Genomic DNA, 2955 nt, shown 5'->3' with positions numbered 1-2955 from the left:
CCGCTCCTTCGGGGGCGAGAAGAAGTGAGCATGACAACTCGCAGCAAACAGGTCTGGACCACCCGGGATCCCGGGGCGGACCACCACGCCGTTGCGCGTACGGGGAAGCCTCCGTCAGCCGAAGACCACGCAGGACGCGGCCGGGACGGCCACCGAGCCGGCGAGCTTGGGCGTACCGGTGACCGGGTCCACGTCGAACCAGCTGACGTCGCCGGAGCGCTCGTTGGCCGCGTAGAGCCGCTTCCCTGAGGGGTCGAGGGTCAGGTGGCGCGGCCAGTCGCCGCCGCAGTCCACCGTCTCCAGCAGCTCCAGCCGGTCACCGCTGTCGTCGACGGACAGGACCGCGATGCTGTTGTGCCCTCGGTTGGCGGCCCAGGCGAACCTGCCGTCGGGCGAGACGACCAGCTCGGAGGGGTAGTTCGGGCCTGCGGCGTCCGCGGGCAGCACGGAGACCTCGGCGACGGGCTTCAGACGGCCCACCTCCGGGTCCCAGTGACAGACCGTCACCACGGACTCCAGCTCGTTCATGACGTAGGCGCGGTCGCCGCGCGGGTGGAAGGTGAGGTGCCGCGGTCCGGTGCCGGAGCGCAGGCCCATCTCGCGTTCCACCTCCAGCTCCCCGCTGTCCGGGTCGAGTTCGCAGACGCGCACGGAGTCCGTGCCGAGGTCCACGCTGAGCACCCAGCGCCCGGAGGGGTCGGGCAGCACCATGTGGGCGTGCGGGCCCTCCTGCCGCTCCGGGTCGGGGCCGTCGCCCTCGTGCTCCAGGACGTGGCGCGGCCCGCCGAGCGCGCCGCGGTCGTCGACCGGCAGCACGCTGACGGTGCCGGAGGCGTAGTTGGCGGTGAGCAGGTGTCCCCGGTGCAGGCACAGATGGGTGGGCGCGCCGCCGCTCACCGGCACCGTGGCGCCCAGCGGTTCGGGGCGGGCGGGGTCGCGCAGCGAGAACACGGCCGCGCCGCCGGTCTCGGCGTGCTCACTGACGGCGTAGAGCAGGCCGTTGTCCTCGGAGAGCACCAGGAAGGAGGGGTCCTCCACCGCGGAGTCGGCGCGCAGCACCGTCAGCGCTCCCGAATCGGGGTCGAGGGCGGCGGTGGTCAGCCCTTTGCCGCCCGCCGAGGTGAACGACCCGATGTAAACGTGCCCGGCCACTGCCGTACCTCTTCCGCTGATTGTCTGTTCGGCGGCTGAGAGTAACGCAGTGGCCGGAAACCGATCCCGTTGCCCCCGTCACACCAGCGTCTCGCCGCGGGCGAGGGCGAGCGACTCGGGGTGGTGGACGTAGGCGGGGGTCAGCTCGCCTGTGTCGTAGTAGCGGTGGAAGACGCCGGTTGCCGAGCCGGAGATGGGCGGCACGATCCACGACCAGTCGGCGGGCACGGGACGGCCCTTGCGCTCCTCCCGTTCGATGTGCGCGAGGAAGCGCCGGGATTCGGTGTGGTGGTCGGTGATGGTGACGCCGACGCGGTCGAAGGAGTGCAGCACGGCCCGGTTGAGCTCGACCAGGGCCCGGTCGCGCCACAGCGAGCGGTCGCTGCCGGTGTCCAGGCCGAGGCGGTCGGCGAAGCGCGGCAGGAGGTCGTAGCGGTCGGTGTCGGCGAAGTTGCGGGCGCCTATCTCGGTACCCATGTACCAGCCGTTGAAGGGCGCGGCCGGGTAACAGACGCCGCCGATCTCCAGGCACATGGAGGAGATCGCCGGGACGGCGTGCCAGCGCAGGCCCCACTCCGCGAGCCAGTCGAACTCCGGGTGCACGATCGGCACCTCCAGGACCGCGTCCGCCGGCAGCGGGAAGTGGCGCGGCGGTTCGGCTCCGCCCTGCACGACCAGCGGCAGGACGTCGAAGGGCGTACCGGGACCGCCGGACCAGCCGAGCCGCCGGGCCACCTCGGTGATGCCGGTGTTGCCGGGGTCGCCGAGCACTCCGCCGTCGGGCCGGGGGTAGCCGGCGTAGCGGATGAGCTGGTCGTTCCAGATCCGCGGGCCGGGGCGGTCGGGCGCGTCCGGGGCGAAGACGGTGATGACCGGGCGGATCCGCCCGCCGTTGGCCGCGACCCTCAGGTGGGCGGCGGCCTCCAGGGCCACCCCGCGCGCGGTGGCGACGTGGCGGCGGTCACGGACCTGCAGGGAGTTCCAGTACAGGCGCCCTATGCAGCGGTTGCTGTTGCGCCAGGCGACGCGCGCGCCGAAGACGAGCTCCTCGTGGGTGTGCCGGTAGGTGCCCGTCGCGTCGATCTCGGCGAGCACCGCGGCGAGCCGCTGCTGCGGGTCGCCGGCGGCACCGGGCAGTTCGTGGTGGTACTGCCGCAGGAAGTCCGTGGCCAGCGCGCGGACGTCCACGTCCTTGTGCAGGACGGCCGGAGCGGCGCCCTGACCGGCCGCGCCGTCGACGGGGCAGGAGGCCGCCGCGTCCTCGGGACGCGCCTCGGCGTCCTCTTCCGCCGCCTGCGGGTGTCCGGCCGGACAGCCGGCCAGCGGCTCCGGGCCGTCCATCCGCGCGTGCTCCGCCGGGGGCGGCACGCGGCCCGGCCCGGTACGCCGTTCGTTCTTCCCCCCGGTACGGCGCAGAAATCTCAGCACGCCTGGCACCCCCAAGACCGCCCTGCGCGAACCGTTTGCCCCACGGTCCGCGGATACGGCACGAGACTGGATTCGGTCTCACCGCTTGTCCGGAGTCAGTCATCCTGGCACGCCGCGCCGAACAGGGCTCAGAATCAGGTGAATTGACACATCACGACGCAGGTTGGACGCAATCCGGTCACCTGGCGACCGTGACCGGTCCCGATCCGCCCGGGGGCGCACACGAACCCGGCACGCACGCCCGGCGCCGCCGATGGGCCTGCGCGCGGCAGGGGCGCGCCCCTGCCGCGCGCGGGAGGCGGGCTCCCCCGGGCGCGCAGATCGGGAGAGCGGGGTGGAGGGGAAGAGTGTAACTCGAGCGGTGTAGATATGGGG

2 protein-coding genes are annotated in these 2955 nt (G+C 73.1%); both read right to left on the bottom strand.

Going from position 1 to position 2955, the window contains the following annotated elements; genetic code table 11:
* Positions 1–114: 114 nt before the first annotated feature.
* Positions 115–1152: a lactonase family protein gene (locus ABZ312_RS45000; RefSeq protein WP_500323290.1), complete on the bottom strand. Its 1038-nt coding sequence runs from the start codon at positions 1150–1152 to the stop codon at positions 115–117.
* A 78-nt stretch (positions 1153–1230) separates the two neighbouring features.
* Positions 1231–2493: a nitric oxide synthase oxygenase gene (locus ABZ312_RS44995; RefSeq protein WP_500356904.1), complete on the bottom strand. Its 1263-nt coding sequence runs from the start codon at positions 2491–2493 to the stop codon at positions 1231–1233.
* Positions 2494–2955 lie beyond the last annotated feature (462 nt).

It is taken from the genome of Streptomyces sp. NPDC006207 (assembly GCF_040613835.1).
Lineage (GTDB): Bacteria > Actinomycetota > Actinomycetes > Streptomycetales > Streptomycetaceae > Actinacidiphila.
This window is presented reverse-complemented; position numbering and strand designations above follow the sequence as displayed.